Source organism: Nitrospirota bacterium (genome assembly GCA_040756155.1).
In the GTDB taxonomy this organism is placed as follows: domain Bacteria; phylum Nitrospirota; class Thermodesulfovibrionia; order JACRGW01; family JBFLZU01; genus JBFLZU01.
In genome coordinates, this window is record JBFLZU010000067.1 from 1 (window position 1) to 17,394 (window position 17,394).

The following is a 17,394-nucleotide window of genomic DNA, read 5'->3' on the forward strand; positions in this document are numbered from 1 at the left end:
TGCTTCAGTATGGTCTTGGCTCTGCTGTTCCTTTTATATTGTTACTGATACCGCATCTCACCATAAAGAGGGCATTTATTGCATCAGTACTCGTCCTCTTTGGGGTCTTTATGATGAGATGGGATGTAGTCATAGGCGGTCAGTCCTTCTCCCTCACTTACTCAGGATACATGAATTATCGTCTGCCTATTATTCCCCACGACTTAGAAACCATCAAGGAAGGACTTTTGGGTATGATCTTTATACTTGGACTGCCATTTGTATTACTGTGGGTCTTTTCTAAAATATTCCCACTGTTTCCAAAGGAGTAGATGATATATAAACTTGAAGTGAACTTTATTGCCGAAATGAATATCTGAAGGGAGGAAATAAAGTGGATATAGATGGTCTTAAACTTTATGGTCTCTGTCTTGGAAGATTAAGGTATCAGATAGGAGTTGCCAGATCAAGAGCAAAAAAGGAGCCTCTGAATGGCAGGATTCTCTTAGAATCCTATAACACAGGTGATATAGACGATATCATTGATATCCTTGAGTTATATGATGTTGAAGACAAAAACTATGAGACACTTATAGAAAAATTAAAAGAACTGGCAGATGATGTCTCTCTGTTTATGAATGAGACTGTAGAGTTCGGATTCTCTGACGAAGGTTATCTGTGTCTTTATTTGAAAACGCATTAAAAATTAAAAGAGGAGGTAAATCATGAAAAGAAATAGTATCTTAGTGATGTTAGCAATTGGGTTATCTTTTGTTTTTCTGTTGCTTCTAAATGCCCATGCTTCTGAGCCTGATTGGGACAAAATCAAGAATACAAAGATTACCCTCTTTTATCCAGGTCAGGCATCCTATGAGTTTTTAGTCAGCCCGGCTCATCCAGGCGCTAAGGCAGTAGCTGGAAATGAAATGAATTGCATTATTTGCCATAAAGGAAAAGAGCCTGATCTTGCTAAAAACATTCTCGCACGCCGGGAGCCAACACCCATTGCTAGGAAAGAACCTACAAAAGAACTCTCTGTTAAATCAGCCTATGATGATGAGTATATTTATTTGCGTTTTCAATGGAAGGCAAAGGAAGCCTGTTTTCACCGCGCTTATCAGGTCTTTGATGGTAAAGAGTGGAAGAAACAGGGAGGTATAGACCGTCCTTACAATGAATCAAAAGGTGTTCCAGCACAATATGAAGAACGTCTGAGTATCATGATTGATGATGGGAAAAATCCCGATTTTGGAAAGAGAGGATGTTTCATTACATGCCATAATGATATGAGGAAGATGCCCAATGCACCGAAAGAGTCTGAAGTAAAGGCTCATCCTGTCCTCGGTGATGCAGGGATGAAGAAAAAAGACATAAGAAAGTATATCTCTGCCTCAAGGACAAATATGGATTCAACTGGTGGATGGGCAAATATAAAGTCCAAAGAGGAGATAGAGAAATTGAAATGGCAGGGATTATTTCTTGACCTTCTCCAGTGGCGTGCAATGAGGAGTAATCCCTTAGGGTTTCTTGATGATGGCTATGTCTTAGAATATAGATTGTTTGACAAAGATGGGAAATTTATGGAAGGCAACTTTGATAAGGACAAAAAACAGCCAAAATATATGTTCGATGAAAAGAAGGTTGGAATGAAGGCATTCCCATACGACCAGATTAAGAAACAAAAATACTACTATATAAGCAAGGATATAGCAGTTCCCTTTGACCCGAACGCAGGCTGGGAAAAAGGGGATGCCGTTCCAGACCCCATTATATTCTTCCCACAGGATAACACATCCTCTGCTAAGGGTGTATGGAAGGACGGGCAGTGGACAGTAGTTATAAAAAGAAAGTTAAACCACGGTAATCCAAAGGAGGATAAGATATTAAAACCTGGTAATATTTATACTGTAGGATTTGCAATCCATGATGACAATACAACACAGAGACACCATTATGTCTCTTTCCCCTTAACTATGGGCTTTGATTCTCCACAAACCGACATTAATGTAGTTAAAACAAAATAGTCAGAAAATCTTCCCAAAAATGGGACGGTTCTATTACCTCCCGTCCCATTTTTAACACTTGCATATACCCTGAAAAAGATTTAAAATGTAAATATGGGTAAGATACTCATTGCAGTCTGTCTTTGTCTGTCTATTATTGGCTGTAGCAAGGCAGAGAAACTATCCTCCCAAGAAACATCACAAACGCAAAAAAGAACTCTTCTAATAGGACTTATCCCTGAGCAGAATATATTCAAACAGATTGAAAGATATGAGCCAATTGCTGATTATCTCTCTGAGAAGATAGGGGTAAAGATAGAGCTAAAAATCCTTCCTCGCTATGGAAATATCATTGATAATTTTGTTTCTCTGGGATTAGATGGGGCATTCTGGGGGAGTTTCACCTATGCTCTGGCTTACAACAGACTGGGACTTGAAGTGCTTGCAAGGCCACAGTTACTTGATGGTTCATCTACATATCATGGATTAATCTTTGTAAGAAAGGACAGTGGCATAAAAACAATAAAAGACTTGAAAGGGAAGAGATTCGCCCTTGTGGACAAGGCAACAACTGCCGGTTATCTCCTTCCCATTGCATACTTTAAAAAACACGGAATTAAAGATTACAGGAGTTATCTTAAAGAGACCTATTTTTCAGGAACCCATGAGGATGCGATCTACGATGTCCTTAATAGAAAGGCAGACATAGGCGCAGCAAAAAACACCGTATATCACAGACTTGCAGATAAGGATATCAGGATAGTCAACGAACTGGTCATCCTTGAAAGGTCTCCTAATGTGCCAGAGAATGGTCTGGCAGTTAGAAAAAACCTTGATGAATCCATTAAAAAGAGACTGAAGGATGAACTATTAAACATGTATATAAGCTTAAAAGGCAGAGAGGTGCTGAAAAATTTCGGGGCACAGAAATTCATCGAGACAAAGAACGAAGATTATGAGCCTGTTTTCAAATATGCCAGGGAAATAAGACTGAACCTCGCCACCTATGATTATATAAATGAGTAAATCCCGTTAGAAAATAATTTTCTAACGGGGCGTAGCTTTCTAACGGGATAAATGAAGAAAAAAGTCATTATAGGTTTAGGTATATTTTCCATTATTTTCCTCATAGGTGGGATATATATAATCATATCCATCGAAAAAACAACCTCAAATCTTGAGGATATCCTGAGACTCCACCAGGTTGAGCTAATGAGGGAACATCTATTGTTACGGCTTAAAAGGGTGCAGTCTGACCTCTACCTCAGGAACACGCGGTATGCAAGGGGCATATATACTATAGTATCAGATGTTAAAAAGATGGAGGACGCTGTTGATAAATGCTTTAAATGTCATCACCCAGGAAAAGTTATGGATAGGCTTACTGATATAAGAAACCAGGTAGAAACATATAAAAATGCGTTAAGCAGGATTATGACTATAAGGGCGAATATAAAGAGGTTAGAGGCAGAAGAGGATAATGCGTACATGATAGGGCAGGAACTAATTACAACAGTAGATAACATGATAACCAAGACAAGCGTGGGTCTTACAGAAAAAACGCAATCCTTCCTCAGACAGATGAGCACAACGAAAACTATAATCTTCATACTCGTAGCTGTCGGACCAATTTTGACAGCAGTCTTATCCGTAATTCTAATTACAAGTATCACAAAGCCTCTGAATGTCATTCTTGGTGCTATCAGAAGTTTAAAAAGCGGGGATATGGACTACAGAATACCCCCTGGATTAAAAGACGAATTTGGAGAGGTGGCATCTGCTTTCAACGAAATGACAGCTACATTAAAAGACCAGATGCAGAAGATGCAGAGGACTGAGCAGATGGCAGTATGCGGACAACTGGCTGCAAGCCTGGCACATGAAATTAAAAACCCACTTGCAGCAATCAAGGTGGCAATAGAGGTCATCTCTGATGAATTAAAACTCTCAAAAGAGAATCAGGATACATTATCAAAAGTGCTTGCTGAGGTTAGAAGAATCGAATCATTGATGAAGAATCTCCTTGACTTTGCCCGTCCACCAAAGCCACAACTTATAGGTATAGATATAAACAACACTCTTGATGTAACCATATCCTTTTTAATAAAACAACCATCCTTCTCTTTGAAGAACGCCGGTTCCATTAAAATAGTAAAGGAATTTGATAACCATCTTCCTGAGACGATGGCAGATCCTCAGCAATTGCAACAGGTATTCATGAATCTGCTGTTAAATTCAACTGATGCAATGCCAGATGGTGGAACATTAACGGTTAGGACTTTCTATGATTCATCTACAGATTCGATACTGATAGATATATCTGATACAGGTAAGGGAATAAGTAAAGACACGATAGACAAAATCTTCCAGCCCTTCTTTACGACCAAGTCAAAAGGCACAGGGCTGGGTTTAGCTATTACCAGACAACTTATCGAACAGCATGGTGGTAACATCATGGCAGAAAATAACATCAATGGTGGAGCAACATTCAAGATTAAATTCCCTGTGAAAAATGGGACGGCAGGCTGTCCCAAAACTAATAAAATAGCATAATTGTCATGCTGAATTTATTTCAGCATCTAATAAAATCAAGCCGTTACGAGACCCTGAAACGAGTTCAGGGTGACAAAAAGCGAATTATGGGACAGCCTGACGGTTCTATTTTCTTGACAGTGACAGTGAAGATAAAAGATGATGGGTGTGAGTCATGAGAGATAAGGCGAGGGTTTTCCTCATAGATGATGATGAACTTATAGCCTTGATGCTCTCGAAATCATTGAAGAATGAGGGCTACGAGGTACATGCTGAAACCAATACATTCAATAATATTGTCAGCAAAATTAAATCGTGGTCTCCCGATGTAGTATTACTCGATATAAGACTCCCTGAACAGAGTGGAATAGATATACTTAAGGAGATAAGGAGCAGTGAGCTAAATACACAGGTTGTAATGCTGACATCCGATGATACTGCAGAGACCGCTGTTAAATGCATGAAGCTCGGTGCAGTGGATTATCTGACAAAACCCTTTAATATGGATGAAGTAAAGATTGTTATCAGTAACATTATTGAGAAAGAAAGGCTCAAGCAGGAAATTAACTACCTCAGAAGAGTCTATTGTGAGCTGTTTGAGAAGGATATAATCGGAGAATCGGGTGTAATCACAGAACTGAAGGCAAATATGGAGAAAATAGCCCATGCTCGTGTTCCGAGTATCCTCATCACAGGCGAGAGCGGAACAGGCAAAGAACTTGTTGCCAGATGTATACATCGTATAATGAATGAGTGGTGTGCTTCAAGGTGTGCACCCTTTATAGCGATTAATTGCACTGCATTGCCTGAAACCCTTCTTGAAAGTGAACTCTTTGGCTACGAAAAGGGCGCATTCACAGACGCAAAGACTGAAAAGAAAGGAATATTTGAACTGGCAAATGGAGGGACGATACTTCTTGATGAGATAGGTGACATGAAGCCAAATCTTCAGAGCAAACTCTTAAGGGTACTGGAGGAAAGAACAATAAGACGCATTGGAGGACATGAGGAAATACCGATAGATGTAACTGTCATGGCTACTTCCAACAGAGACCTCTCTGATGAGGTTGAAAAGGGTGAATTTCGGATAGATTTGTTCTACAGGCTGAATACCTTCTCTCTGCATATTCTACCGCTCAGAGACAGGAGAGAGGATATACCTATCCTTGCAAAATATTTCCTTGTACATTTTACTACAAAATACGATAACAAGACTCTAAAGGGTATATCTCCGACTGCTGAGAAACTTCTCGTCTCTTATAACTGGCCTGGCAATGTGAGAGAACTACGGAATGTTATAGAAAGGATTGTGGTTCTCGAAAACAGTGAATTTATACTGCCAGAGCATCTACCAAAGGAGATTATTAGTCCAAGTCATTTATCAAATCACAGATTCATCCTTCCAGATACAGGGTTATCCCTCGATAAACTTGAAAAAGAACTCATTCAGCAGGCACTCGAAAAGGCAAAGAATAACAAGTCCCTCGCTGCAAAACTCCTGAATATAAGCTACGACTCCCTCAGATACCAGATAAAGAAATTCGGGTTAGAATAGATTTTGGTGAAATCACCGACTACAATTGGTTATTTCACCAGACGAGAGATCTTTCCATTATCCTTCCTTCAAAACAACAAATCATAACCAATTAATTTAATTAGCAAAATTGAACTAACCTTGATTCAAACAGATTGGCATTCTATTTGCTTTTTTATTTTAAAGATGAAAGGAGGTGATTATATGATTAAAAGAAAAAATATTCTTCTATTTCTGACGGTGTTGTCTTTTGTTTTACTGGCAGTGGGGACCTCCTATGCCGCTGATTATGTAGGTTCAGAGAAATGCTTCAAGTGCCATGCTGCAAAATACAATGACTGGAAGGTCTCTGGACATCCGTATAAGATCAGAAAGGCAGAAATAGCTAAATTTTCTCCTCTACCTCTTCCAGAGGGCTATTCATGGGATGATATATCCTATGTAGTCGGTGGTTATAAATGGAAAGCGAGATATATGGACAAAAAAGGCTATATCATAACATCTGCAGGTGGGAAGCCTGGCAAAAACCAGTATAACATGATGGTAGGAAAATGGGGAGATTATCACCCTGGAGAGGTGAAGAAATACGACTGTGGGAGGTGTCATACAACAGGTTATTCCAAAGAAGGCAATCAGGATGGACTTGAGGGTATAGTCGGGACATGGAAGGCGCCCGGAATACAGTGTGAGGCATGTCATGGACCTGGAAGCGAGCATGTGGTAAGTGCTGATAAGACAAAGATAAAGGTAGATAAATCAGCTGCATTCTGTGGTCAGTGCCATATCAGGGGTGCTAAGGAGAAGATACCTGCCAAGGGAGGTTTCATACGGCATCATGAACAGTATAATGAACTTCTGGCAAGTCCGCATAAGGGTTTCGACTGTGTCTTATGCCATGACCCCCATAAGAAGGCAGAGTTCTCTATAAGAAAAGACTGCGCCTTATGCCATGAAAAGGCAGGCAAGGATTATGCTGGAAGTAAGATGCAGAAGATTGGTATAAAATGCACAGATTGCCACATGCCGAAAGCAACAAAATCTGCTGTTGCCTTTGGAAAGTATGAAGCAGATGTGAAGACACACCTCTTTAAGATAAATACAGATGCAACTACATCCATGTTTACGGCTGATGGAAAGTTTGCCAAAGGCTTTACAACAGTAGAATATTCCTGTCTACAGTGCCATAAGGACAGGGATAAAGGTTGGGCAGCAGCAAAGGCAAAGGGGGTTCACAGCATAGGGAAATAAATAGACATAGAAGGGAGGTGGAGGGGAGGCTTTAGCCTCCCCTTTTTTATGTCTCTATCTTTATTATCCCCTTCTGAATAGCAAACTTAATCAGTCCTGCACGGGTATGGATGTCAAGTTTCTCTGAGATATTGGTCTGGTGGGCAATTACGGTTTTAACACTTATATCGAGCATATCTGCGATCTCTTTATGTGTATATCCCTCAGCTACGAGTTTTAATACCTGTTTTTCTCTATCTGTAAGTTTTTCGTAAGGGTCTTCTACTGCCTCTTTCTGCCTGTTCAGATAACCTGATACTACTTCGGATGCAATTGAAGAAAAGAGATAAAATTCTCCACGGCTGACCGCCCTTATAGCAGAGATCAGTTCACTTCCAACAGCATTTTTGAGTAGATATCCTGAAACACCAGCCTTAAGAAATCGTGATATGTATTCTTTATTATCATACTGGGTAAGGACAAGTATCTTTATGTCAGGATTTATCTTTTTGATCTCGAGAGTTGCCTCTAAACCTCCAAGCCCAGGCATTGCTATATCCATCAAAACAACATCAGGATTAAATTCTTTAACCTTCTTAATAGCCTCTATCCCATTTGACGCCTCTGCGACAACCTCCACATCGTCATAAAGCCTGAGGATCGCAGAAATGCCTTCTCTTACCAGTGCATGGTCATCCGCAATGAGTATCTTTGTTTTATACATTTTAAACCTCTAATGGCTCTAATGGAACCTTTAGCGATATCCTCGTGCCACTGCCTGTAGATGAACATATCTCTAATCTTCCATTTAAAAGTGCTGCCCGTTCCTTCATTCCTAAAAGCCCCAACCCTCTTCTTTCTTCTGTATGTCTGAGCATAGAGCGAACATCAAAACCCTCTCCATCATCTTCTATTTCCACATTGACTGCATTATCGTATGACTTCAGAATAACAAATACATTTTCTGCCCTTGAGTGCTTGGCAATATTTATAATTGCCTCCTGTATTATCCTGAATAGGATTATCTCGACTACAGGGTCAAATCTCTTTTCATAGATCTCCTCTATATTTAAGAAGTAATTGATTCCTTTTTCTCCAAGGTGTCTGTCAAGAAGCCATCTGATAGATGCCTCTATGCCTAGGTCATCGAGGATCGAAGGTCTCAGGTTCTGGACGATATTGTGAATTCCGTCCGATGCCTCTAAAATAATATCCTTCATTTCTTCAAAACATCTTTGCATATTGGGTGGCTCTCGATCTAAGTATAGTATCTTTCTATCAGTACTTTTCATTTTATCTTTTACACTACCCGGATGGTGCTCAAAATAGAGCTTACACATATCGATCTTCATCAAGAGTATTGACATTAATTGAAGCGTTTCATCATGAAGTTCCCTCGCTATCCTTTTCCTTTCTTCCTCCTGCGATGAGATGACCTTTTTCAGCAGATTTTCCACTTGCTGCTGTGTATATCTTATCTGCTCTGTCCTTTCGATGACACGCATTTCAAGCTCTGAGCTATATCTCCTAATATTCTCCAAGGATTCTGCGAGCTGTATGCGCATTGTTTCAAAACTTCTGCTCAGAGTGCCAATTTCATCGCTACCCTGCGGGGAGATAGAATTTGACAGGTCCCCTTTAGCGATCCGCTCAGTTGCATCTATCAGACTCCGTATAGGCTTGATTATGCTTTTACGCATCCCTATTGTTAATGCGATTGCTGTGCTGATAAAGATGATTCCAAGGGCAAAAAATGTCTTCTTCAACTTTGAGGTCGGGGCAAAAACCTCTTCCCGTGGTTGCTGTATGGATATCCCCCATGGTGCTGTCTCAAGAGGAGTAAATGCCAGTATATTTTCAGATTTTCTTTTATCAGTTTCAGAGTGACACTGATGACATGTCCTGACGATAGTTTTCTTTGTATTAATCATCGTATTAAAGAATTTGTCATGGTCGCACCAGGTTAGAACCCGCAATGGATTTGTAGAAGCTATAATGACACCATTTGAATCAATAATCTCGATAAATGTGCTTTTGCCAATATCGATTGCCTTTAGCATCTGACTCAGCATGGGATTTGTCGGATCGATTTCTCCTCCAGCTATTCCAACAATCCTGCCATTCTTATCCTTTAACGGCACAAGAGCAAATATAACCTTTCTCTTTGTAGGTTCTATTGTATAGATATTTGAAACAATATGCCTCCCTTCAGCAATAATCCTGTTGACAGGAAGAATGCTTGATATATTGACGGCACTATCAGGGGATCGCGGAGGATAGGTTAAAATGGCATTTCCTCTTCTATCGAGGAGGAAGATTCCATCTGTAAAAATGGAATACATATAGGCTGTGCGCAGGGCTTTTTTTTCAGGCTCAAAGTCATTATCCTCAAGATCAATTCCACCTGAAACAGAGATATCATAGAGACGGGTAAGATTACCCTGTATTATGTTATCTATATAATTGCCAATCAGATGGGCTAATGCCAGTCTATTATCAAGTGAATTCTCTATGCTCTTATCAACGATATAATAACTAACCACCCCCAGACCTATCAATATTATTGACATCCCTAAAATTATTGACAGGATTATTCTTTTCTGCAAAGTAACATCCTCGACTTAATCAATTAGAGTTTGTATTTATTATAACTCTATTATATGGCAAAAAGAATAAAAAAGTCTTTAGATGGCTGTTTCGGAGGAATGGGATTCTTCATGGCGATGTCCAGTTATTTCGGCAATATCCACTCCTTCAATACGTGCAAGTTCTAAGGGATGTTCATGTGCCATTCTTTCTCTCAATATCTTTCCTGTAAATATTGTCGTATCCAGTGGGAATACCTCGGGACTGAATATAGCGTTATAGATATGCCATGTGACAATAACGAGAAAGGCAAGTAATGCCTCATTTGTATGTAAAGCCTTTGCAGCTGGTATAAACTCTGATGGGAGAAATTTTGCAACATCCGTAGGAAACCAGAGCATCAGTCCTGAGAGTATCATAAAGAGTCCACCTAAAATAACACCCCAGTATTCAAACTTCTGTTTGTAGTCATAGCGGTCACAGATGGCAGGGCGGTTTGTCAATCCAAAGTAAAATTTAAGATTGTCTATTGCATCCTGGAAATCCTTTGTGTTGATAATCATTGATGCAGGCCATTTTTTAAAAATAACACCCGCAGATGCAACAATAATGTGCTGGAGGGTAAGAATAGTAAAGGTCAATCCAGTATAGCGGTGAATCAGTCTAACCATATCAATACCACCAAGATTTATGATAATCCAGTGAGAGAGTTCAAAATCGTGAAATTTCTGAGATAGTCCTGTTACTACCAGTATAGCGAAGCACAGGGCATTAAGCCAGTGTTCTATTATGCGATGGGGTCTGAATCTTTTAATATATACATTACCTAATCTGGTCTCCTCCATCAGTCTCTCCTTTCACATTTGTCATTGCGAGCCCCTTGTTCTCTGTCATTGTGAGCCCTTCGCTCTCTGTCATTAATTATTTATCTTATCTACTGACAGCATATCGCCAGATATGCAATAGTATCTGTAAAACCAGCCCGATAACCATAAATGGTATAAATATCTTATAAAGTAAGTTAATAATAAATACCAGCGGAGCTTTCTTAAGGCTTGGTTCATAATGTGACATCCATGCTTCAGGGAAATCTCCAGTAGCAGCCGCATGGCACTTCTGGCACCTTTTCACCAACTTCTCTTTTACTACAGTTGCGGCAGGTCCTGTGGTTTTTGTTAGGTCATGAATTCCATGACAATCCACACAGACAGCTATGGGTTTAACCGTAGGTCTGGCACGCATATCCTTCTGTTTTTTATAAAATTTTAAGGTGACCCCATGGAAGTCCTGTAGATAGGTTTTTACAACACCAGTAGAAAGACCATACTTTCTCATTATTTCTTTATTCGCATGGCAATTTCCGCATATATCAGGCACCTTCTCTCGGTAATCAAAGGTTCGAGGGTCAACCATACTATGTGCCGTATGACAGTTTGCACAAGCAGGCACATCCAGGTTATGCTCAACAAAAAGCGCATTACCATGAACGCTGGAGGCGTATGTGTTATATATGTCTCTATGGCACTTTTCGCATCTCTTGGCGCTTACAGTTCTCTCTTTTCCTGTCTGTGCTATTGAATGGGCACCATGACAATCCGTGCATACAGGTGCCCTGAGGTCACCCTTGCTGAGCATAGTAAAATGGATACTCTCGAGGGTCCTTGTATACTTGTCAAAATGACACCGTCTGCAGGTCTCTGAAGCAGCAATGCCATAATCACGCCTGCTTTTAAAACTCCTCTGAGGATGTTGTTCTATCGAGAAGCCAAAATGACAGTCAGAGCAGCTGAGTTTGCTGTGCACAGAGCCTTTGAGGTGTGATGTATCTACAAAAACAGGCATTTCCTCACCGTCTTTGAATCTCATGGTTAATCTATGGCTATGACAATTCATGCAATACTGGGTTTCATCTGCAAAGGCTTTTCCACCAGCTATCCGTTTTACCAGATGGAAACCATGACAATCAACACATACAGGTGCTTCAGGTTTCTCCTTTATTAGCATACTGAGATGTATGGGTTTTGCTTTGATCTGACTATCAGGGTGACACTGCCTGCAGCCTTGGGATGCCTTTGCTGTATATTCCCTTTTGTTCTTGAATTTTCTCTGTGGATGTTTTTCGATGGAAAAGTCTGTATGGCAGTTGGAGCATGTCAAGTTACTATGAACGGACTCTTTAATCTGATTTATATCTACAAATACAGGAAGTAATTCTTTATTCTCCAGGGTCTTACTTAACTCCTTATTTGAATGACAGCCCATACATACTAGTGCCTCTTCTGAAACGGTACCGCCTTCAGCACTGGTATGCTGAAGGAAGAGCACAAAAGCCGTAAGCAGGAAAGTCAACAGGAAATTTATTTTCCTTGCCACCTTCACCATCCTTTCCCTCACTTCTTCTGCTCTGTTTTAGCCTTCTCTTTCTCCTCTATACTTTTCCTTTTCTTCTTGCCAGCCAGATATGCCTCTACCGGTCTCCAGCCGAATGATATTGTGCTTGCTGCTGCGTCAAGTATCCCTCCAAGAACTTTATCTGCAATCAGTTTTACAAGCATAGCAATTCCGATGAACGGAAGAAATGCTGCATACACAAGACCGAGGAATGGTCCAAGAAAGAGCATCCCTGTTGCCGGGAGTTTATAGTATCTGGTCTTACCATTTCCTGGAAGCACAGCTTCATTAGATACATCAACCCTTTCACCTGTATAGGCGTTCCAGTATGTCCCCTTCTTTACCTTATCTCCTCCATGGTATCTTAACATCTCTGATCCCTCCTTTCCTCTGAGATTCCAGTATGGATATCTCTATTTTTGATTACAGAATATCTGATAAAAGAAAATCTGACAATTGGAAGAAGTTCTTAATTTTAAAAGGATTTTATCCTAAATTAGAGACAAAGTCTTACGAAGCTGGAGAAGTTAGATGCAGGATGCAAGATGCAGGATACAGGCATCATGTATCGTGTAATCTAATCAAGCATACTTTCAGCAATCTTTATAAGTTCGATGGGGGGATATTTCCCGATAACATTCAATCTGTATGCTCCTTCAATCCATGAGACCTGAGTACAGGGCACATTATTCTCGCACAGCCCGAGCACCAGTTCTCCATCTCTACCTTTTATTGAGAGCCTGACCCTTTCTTTTATATGTAACGGTTTTATCTTAAACTGAGCAGAAAAATCTGATTTTGAATAGGTTTGAGCTATTATCAAGGCAATATCTCTTCTATCCTTATAGATAAAATGCATTATTACTGCAGGGAAGGGTTTTTTCTGTGCCCATATCTCTGAAGGCGGCCAGCTAAAATATTCAGGGAAATAGGCAGGTACATATATATCCTTTATTTTCAATTTTGATTTAACTTCCTCAATATCTCTATATCTTCTGATTTCATCCTTCTGGATTGCTACTGGTATCCAGTTAATAACCTTTAAGGCTACAATCAGTATTGCAACGGTCAGTGCAAAAGAAAGAAACATCCATAATTTTTTATGCATAGATTACCTCACAGTCATCAGACAACAAAATAATTTATAATTAGAATAACAGTCAATACAAGTGAAAATTTAAACCACTCTCCATCTTTTTTATGAACCAGATCCCCTAAACCCTCTTTTTCGAGCCTTGAGATTCTGCTTTCTATGAGTATATTATGGCTATAATCCTCAAGTGCCATTTTTATTCTGGAAGGTCTTGTGAGTTTAAAGGGGCTGAGGTTCTCAGTCACATAGTAAAGCCTTTTAAGGGTATCTGCCAGAGCCAGTGGTTTCTGTGTCAGAGATACTGCCATATCATCACAGATCTTTTCTTCCTCCTGGACAATCCTCCTGAATTCTACAAGTATCACTGGGTTAAAAAACATCAATATCCTTGCAAAGAAAATGAACCAGACTAACAGACTTTTCCTCCACATAATATGCGCAATTTCATGTGCAAGTGCTGCCTGCAGATGGTCTCTATCGAGAGTATTAATAAGTCCAGTAGACAGAAATACTGCAGGATTGGTGCCACTTGTTGAATACAATAAAGGCTCATCATCTTCTATGATAAAAAGCTCCGGTCTATTTACAGGAATGGATTGAATGACCTCATTTACAACCGAACCTTCCTCGGGTTTTCTTTTCAGGATATTAGAGTTTCTTGAATCAAAAGTATGCCTCAAGATTGGTATAATCTCCTGAAAAAGGAAGATCAAAGTCGTTCCAGTGAGTATCAGGAAAAGCAAAAGGCTTATGGGAATCTTTCCCCAGATTTCAAGTGCAAGCCATCTATTGATATCGAAAAGTGCAATATCCTCTCTGAAATAGATGCTTCCCCTCTCAGGGTTTATTATCTGAAAAATTGGAAATGAAAAGACAGGGAATAATAGTGTGATAAGTCGAAATTTATGCTGTATTAAGGGATTTCTGATCTCCCATGACTGAATAGCCCTATCCACAATTATAGCTGCTATCAGAGAATGGCAGAACGCCTGGACCGTATACATACCTATGTAAGAGTTAAAGAACCACATGGTTCATTTAAAATTGTTTCACAAAGTCTTCAGGATTTCAAACAAAAAATAAGCCAGAATTTATTTGACTTCACTGCAGTCTGTTTTTTATAATTCTTCTACGGTTCCCGGGTAGCTCAGTTGGCAGAGCAGGTGGCTGTTAACCACCCTGTCGGGGGTTCGAGTCCCTTCCCGGGAGCCAGCAAACCACGTGGGGTTTACTGCCCTGAATGCAACGTCGTTCAGGGCTAAATCCTTTTCATATAGATACTTAAAACCACGTAGGGTTCATCGCCATGCACTCATTGTAGTGTATGGTGGCCCTCGACTTACCGCTATTAATGGCGTTTTCTTTTACAGAATATATTACGTTTATATTCTACTCAGCGAAAAAGATAATAAGCTCTATATCGGTTTCACTTCTGATTTAAAAAGAAGGCTGAAGGAACATAATGACGGTAAAACCCGAGCACAAAATCCCGCAGACCATTTAAATTGATCTATTATGAAGCCCACTTATCCAAAGATGATGCTCAAAGGCGTGAGTGTTATTTTAAGACTACAAAGGGTAAATCTACATTAAAGCAAATGTTAAGGGGCACTTTGCAAAGTATATAATTGTGTAGTCAAACTTACTACACTTTATATCTCCTGTTCATATAAGCTGGTAAAAGTCTTTTGGTGAACGGGTTAAGCGGTCTATTTTGTAAGAAATGATAAGATTGATTTTATTCTGTTTTATGTCATTGAACATATCAATTAAAGCCGGCCAGTTTATGTTGGCTCCTGTAAATCCTGCATCAGAATATACTTTATAAACTTCCATATTCTCTTGGCTCTTAATAAACGACCTGATTTTTTCTTCCTGTGCCTCACAGGAATTGAAATCAACCTCAGCCTGATTGTCGGTTGATACTCTTGTATAAATTGCACAATTCATGGTTACTCCTTCTTTTCAGGTATGGACTTCTGGTATCAATCACAGCAATTATGCGCCAGTTTATGAGCCAGATTCCCATGTTTTGCGTCATTTAACTATCCGTCATAATTCCGCCAGAAAATCAAAAATTCCGCCATGAATAAATCCGACACTAATTCCGCCATTTTTTTGACAATTCCGTCATTTAAATTGCTTCGTATTCTGAGGCACGCCTTTTGCCTTTTCTTTTAACCAATCCTTTTTGAACTAAATCTTTTAAATCCCTTAAGGCACTTCTGTCTGACGTCTTAAACATTTCCCTATAAACAGCGTTAGTCATCGTTTTTTTCTCGTTCACCATCACCCGCAAGGCTTCTATCTGCCTCTCATTCAAACCCAATTCTTTGAGATTCAGCTTTCTTTTATCAGGTATTAAATCCAAAATATCTTCTGGTGCTGTAAACTTTACCATAAAACTACCGCCACTCTCCTTAAAGTTAGGCTCTTTTAGTCCACGATTTTTGCACCATTCAACAATCTTATTTGTTCCCTTACCCCACTGCTCGATATGTCTTATCAGGAAAAAGGCATTCGCAATTAAAGGGTTTCGGGGGATTGATATATGCTCTTCCTTTAGCATTGCAGGTGTTAAAGGTTCTGGTAATGTTCCCGGATTCCATACCTCTATTCGATCATCATAGATTCCAATTTGGACATTGCCGGTTGAAGAATAATCTCTATGGCAGATAGCATTTATTATTGCTTCTCTAAGAGCTTCGGGAGGGTATTCCCATACCTCCTGTCGTTCAAACATAATGATTTTGGCTGCCTTTTTGATATGGGACAAGACAAACTTCTCTGTGGAATCGATCTGATCTATTATATTTCCATCTATGATCTTCATATCAATAAACTCTTGGGCTGTTATCCCTTTAAATCTTGCACACCTTATTCTTGCTTGCAAAAAGAATCTTTGAGGATCACTTCCAAAAAGGAGAATTGCTGTATTAGTCAACTTTCCATCATGTACAAGTTTTAATCTGCTCAAGGCTTCTTTTAAGGGTATATCCGCACCTGTATCTAAATTTCTTTCAGCCTTTGCTTTTTTCAAGAACCATCTTACCTTTTTCTCATCAATATCTTTCCAGTCTGCTCCGTCACACATCTGAGTATCAAACCGGAGCTTTTCTTTATTTTTTTCAAGGAGCATCCTTTCATACTCAGACCTCTTCATCTGCTTTGTGATATCACCGATTCTGATAAAGGGTTTGCCTGAGACAGTGTATGGCTTATCCCTCCCTTCAGTTACCTCTATCACAACAATATTTTTCCCAAAGACTTTAATAACTTCTACATTTGGATATATTGGTGGGTCAGTTTTGTCTGTGATTTTATTTATCAATCTTCCAATGGTGTCCTTTCCTATGGTAATCCCAACAAATCGGTCTTTTGTTCTTTCTTTTTCTTCCTTAACACCAATCAAGACTATACCACCTTCAGCATTGGCAAAGGAGCAGACTACCTCTATGATCCTATCTATATCAGAAAGGGATGGTTTGTATTCAATAGAAAGGGATGGTTTGTATTCAATCTTATGTGTTTCTCTTTTTTCTAATAACTTGATTACCTCTTTTTCAGTCATAAGTCATTATTAAAACCATTAAGAGAGAGGAAAGCCCTTTTAGAGAAAGCAAAAAGAGAGAAAGAAGAGGAAATCCAAAGACTTATTAAGGCAATCAAGACAGGAAGTCTTGAGATTGAATCCATCGAGAGAGAATTAAGGCAATTAGAGAAGGAAAAGAAAGCCCTTGAAAGAGAGGTTGAGGGATTGAACATCTACGTCAGGAGAGAGGGGAGCAATGAAGGGTGAGATGGACAGAAGGGTAGTATATGGTAATGAAGATTTCATAAAGGGAGTAAGTGGGGAATATAAAGTTGAGGCAGTGATAAAGCCACAAGGAAGGCCAAGAAAAGCAAGAAAAGATGGGTCAGAGAGAAAATAGAACCGTGAGGCTGTCCCAAAATGGTGGCATGAAATCTGCATATTATTTTGTAGTTTTTTGAAAGGAGGCAGGTGCATGTCATTTAAAGAATATAATCAAGATCAACCATTTCTCTTA

Annotated in this window: 18 protein-coding genes and 1 tRNA gene; 10 read left to right on the top strand and 9 right to left on the bottom strand. The window is 39.5% G+C overall.

Annotated elements, in window-relative coordinates; translation table 11 throughout:
- From AB1488_06820 to AB1488_06850, 7 genes are all read left to right on the top strand, one after another.
- On the top strand, positions 1-311 hold a 311-nt coding region (locus AB1488_06820; GenBank protein MEW6409809.1), incomplete at its 5' end, for an oxidoreductase.
- A gap of 62 nt (positions 312-373) precedes the next feature.
- Positions 374-682 carry a hypothetical protein gene (locus tag AB1488_06825; GenBank protein ID MEW6409810.1) on the top strand — a complete coding sequence of 103 codons (309 nt, stop codon included), beginning with the start codon at positions 374-376 and terminating at the stop codon, positions 680-682.
- Between the two features lie 22 nt (positions 683-704).
- A complete protein-coding gene (locus AB1488_06830) occupies positions 705-2,003 on the top strand; it encodes an ethylbenzene dehydrogenase-related protein (protein MEW6409811.1) in 1,299 nt (432 codons plus the stop codon).
- A 93-nt stretch (positions 2,004-2,096) separates the two neighbouring features.
- Positions 2,097-3,008, top strand: a complete 912-nt coding sequence (locus AB1488_06835; protein MEW6409812.1) for a phosphate/phosphite/phosphonate ABC transporter substrate-binding protein — start codon at positions 2,097-2,099, stop codon at positions 3,006-3,008.
- Positions 3,009-3,059: 51 nt separating this feature from the next.
- Complete coding sequence (locus AB1488_06840) at positions 3,060-4,535, top strand: ATP-binding protein (protein MEW6409813.1); 1,476 nt, start codon at positions 3,060-3,062, stop codon at positions 4,533-4,535.
- Between the two features lie 154 nt (positions 4,536-4,689).
- Positions 4,690-6,069: a sigma-54 dependent transcriptional regulator gene (locus AB1488_06845; protein ID MEW6409814.1), complete on the top strand. Its 1,380-nt coding sequence runs from the start codon at positions 4,690-4,692 to the stop codon at positions 6,067-6,069.
- A 183-nt stretch (positions 6,070-6,252) separates the two neighbouring features.
- On the top strand, positions 6,253-7,296 hold the full coding sequence (locus AB1488_06850) for a multiheme c-type cytochrome (GenBank protein MEW6409815.1): 1,044 nt from the start codon (positions 6,253-6,255) through the stop codon (positions 7,294-7,296).
- Between the two features lie 46 nt (positions 7,297-7,342).
- On the opposite strand, the gene AB1488_06855 is transcribed toward AB1488_06850, so the two are convergent.
- The 7 genes from AB1488_06855 to AB1488_06885 form a co-directional block, all read right to left on the bottom strand.
- Entirely contained in the window at positions 7,343-7,999 is a 657-nt protein-coding gene (locus AB1488_06855; GenBank protein MEW6409816.1) for a response regulator transcription factor, read from the bottom strand.
- Between the two features lies 1 nt (position 8,000).
- Complete coding sequence (locus AB1488_06860) at positions 8,001-9,881, bottom strand: cache domain-containing protein (GenBank protein MEW6409817.1); 1,881 nt, start codon at positions 9,879-9,881, stop codon at positions 8,001-8,003.
- Between the two features lie 78 nt (positions 9,882-9,959).
- Positions 9,960-10,706: a cytochrome b/b6 domain-containing protein gene (locus tag AB1488_06865; GenBank protein MEW6409818.1), complete on the bottom strand. Its 747-nt coding sequence runs from the start codon at positions 10,704-10,706 to the stop codon at positions 9,960-9,962.
- An 85-nt stretch (positions 10,707-10,791) separates the two neighbouring features.
- Positions 10,792-12,243 carry a cytochrome c3 family protein gene (locus tag AB1488_06870; GenBank protein MEW6409819.1) on the bottom strand — a complete coding sequence of 484 codons (1,452 nt, stop codon included), beginning with the start codon at positions 12,241-12,243 and terminating at the stop codon, positions 10,792-10,794.
- A gap of 8 nt (positions 12,244-12,251) precedes the next feature.
- Entirely contained in the window at positions 12,252-12,623 is a 372-nt protein-coding gene (locus tag AB1488_06875) for a hypothetical protein (protein ID MEW6409820.1), read from the bottom strand.
- 206 nt (positions 12,624-12,829) lie between these two features.
- Complete coding sequence (locus AB1488_06880) at positions 12,830-13,360, bottom strand: hypothetical protein (protein ID MEW6409821.1); 531 nt, start codon at positions 13,358-13,360, stop codon at positions 12,830-12,832.
- A 17-nt stretch (positions 13,361-13,377) separates the two neighbouring features.
- On the bottom strand, positions 13,378-14,376 hold the full coding sequence (locus tag AB1488_06885) for a M56 family metallopeptidase (GenBank protein ID MEW6409822.1): 999 nt from the start codon (positions 14,374-14,376) through the stop codon (positions 13,378-13,380).
- Between the two features lie 105 nt (positions 14,377-14,481).
- Here AB1488_06885 and AB1488_06890 point away from each other — a divergent pair.
- Together AB1488_06890 and AB1488_06895 are read left to right on the top strand one after the other, a co-directional pair.
- A tRNA-Asn gene (locus AB1488_06890) sits at positions 14,482-14,557 on the top strand.
- 108 nt (positions 14,558-14,665) lie between these two features.
- Positions 14,666-14,854 carry a GIY-YIG nuclease family protein gene (locus AB1488_06895; protein ID MEW6409823.1) on the top strand — a complete coding sequence of 63 codons (189 nt, stop codon included), beginning with the start codon at positions 14,666-14,668 and terminating at the stop codon, positions 14,852-14,854.
- A 156-nt stretch (positions 14,855-15,010) separates the two neighbouring features.
- Here AB1488_06895 and AB1488_06900 read toward each other — a convergent pair whose 3' ends face one another.
- Both AB1488_06900 and AB1488_06905 read right to left on the bottom strand, forming a co-directional pair.
- Complete coding sequence (locus AB1488_06900) at positions 15,011-15,295, bottom strand: recombinase family protein (protein ID MEW6409824.1); 285 nt, start codon at positions 15,293-15,295, stop codon at positions 15,011-15,013.
- Between the two features lie 184 nt (positions 15,296-15,479).
- Positions 15,480-16,916 (bottom strand): helix-turn-helix domain-containing protein, encoded by a 1,437-nt coding sequence (locus AB1488_06905; protein MEW6409825.1) that lies wholly within the window; start codon positions 16,914-16,916, stop codon positions 15,480-15,482.
- Positions 16,917-17,133: 217 nt separating this feature from the next.
- Between AB1488_06905 and AB1488_06910 the strand changes: the two genes are divergently transcribed.
- On the top strand, positions 17,134-17,277 hold the full coding sequence (locus tag AB1488_06910; GenBank protein MEW6409826.1) for a hypothetical protein: 144 nt from the start codon (positions 17,134-17,136) through the stop codon (positions 17,275-17,277).
- Positions 17,278-17,394 lie beyond the last annotated feature (117 nt).

What these genes read in the sequence shown, in the direction of transcription:
- AB1488_06830 (MEW6409811.1), top strand. Translation starts at nt 705, where the DNA reads ATGAAAAGAAATAGTATCTTAGTGATGTTAGCAATTGGGTTATCTTTT.
- AB1488_06835 (MEW6409812.1), top strand. Translation starts at nt 2,097, where the DNA reads ATGGGTAAGATACTCATTGCAGTCTGTCTTTGTCTGTCTATTATTGGC.
- AB1488_06840 (MEW6409813.1), top strand. Translation starts at nt 3,060, where the DNA reads ATGAAGAAAAAAGTCATTATAGGTTTAGGTATATTTTCCATTATTTTC.
- AB1488_06845 (MEW6409814.1), top strand. Translation starts at nt 4,690, where the DNA reads ATGAGAGATAAGGCGAGGGTTTTCCTCATAGATGATGATGAACTTATA.
- AB1488_06850 (MEW6409815.1), top strand. Translation starts at nt 6,253, where the DNA reads ATGATTAAAAGAAAAAATATTCTTCTATTTCTGACGGTGTTGTCTTTT.
- AB1488_06855 (MEW6409816.1), bottom strand. Translation starts at nt 7,999, where the DNA reads ATGTATAAAACAAAGATACTCATTGCGGATGACCATGCACTGGTAAGA.
- AB1488_06865 (MEW6409818.1), bottom strand. Translation starts at nt 10,706, where the DNA reads ATGGAGGAGACCAGATTAGGTAATGTATATATTAAAAGATTCAGACCC.
- AB1488_06870 (MEW6409819.1), bottom strand. Translation starts at nt 12,243, where the DNA reads ATGGTGAAGGTGGCAAGGAAAATAAATTTCCTGTTGACTTTCCTGCTT.
- AB1488_06875 (MEW6409820.1), bottom strand. Translation starts at nt 12,623, where the DNA reads ATGTTAAGATACCATGGAGGAGATAAGGTAAAGAAGGGGACATACTGG.
- AB1488_06880 (MEW6409821.1), bottom strand. Translation starts at nt 13,360, where the DNA reads ATGCATAAAAAATTATGGATGTTTCTTTCTTTTGCACTGACCGTTGCA.
- AB1488_06885 (MEW6409822.1), bottom strand. Translation starts at nt 14,376, where the DNA reads ATGTGGTTCTTTAACTCTTACATAGGTATGTATACGGTCCAGGCGTTC.
- AB1488_06900 (MEW6409824.1), bottom strand. Translation starts at nt 15,295, where the DNA reads ATGAATTGTGCAATTTATACAAGAGTATCAACCGACAATCAGGCTGAG.
- AB1488_06905 (MEW6409825.1), bottom strand. Translation starts at nt 16,916, where the DNA reads ATGACTGAAAAAGAGGTAATCAAGTTATTAGAAAAAAGAGAAACACAT.
- AB1488_06910 (MEW6409826.1), top strand. Translation starts at nt 17,134, where the DNA reads ATGAAGGGTGAGATGGACAGAAGGGTAGTATATGGTAATGAAGATTTC.